Raw genomic sequence first — 285 nt, forward strand, 5'->3', positions numbered from 1 at the left:
TCTTGATCGGGTTGATGGACTCTAGGTTGCCGCCGTCGGCCGATTTAATCGACTCGGTCACGGTGGTTGGACCGGTGTAAACGTCGTTGCCGACGGTCACTGGCAGGCTGCCGGAGCTCTGACCTTCAGCGATGGTGATGACCTTGCCGCTGTCCAACGTCACGGTCACTGGACCGTTCTGCGCGGTGACCGGTTTGCCCTGGGCATCGGTCAGGGTCGCGGTGTAGGTAATGGTGCCGTTTTCATCCACGCTCGGCGTCGCGGTCAGGGTCACGGTGGTGGTGT

The 285-nt window shown here is 61.8% G+C and carries 1 protein-coding gene; it reads right to left on the bottom strand.

What is annotated here, in order from left to right; translation table 11 throughout:
* On the bottom strand, positions 1–285 hold a 285-nt coding region (locus Q8X48_RS29965; RefSeq protein WP_407802683.1), incomplete at both ends, for an immunoglobulin-like domain-containing protein.

The organism is Pseudomonas sp. QLc11A, assembly GCF_052112305.1.
Lineage (GTDB): Bacteria > Pseudomonadota > Gammaproteobacteria > Pseudomonadales > Pseudomonadaceae > Aquipseudomonas > Aquipseudomonas laurylsulfatiphila.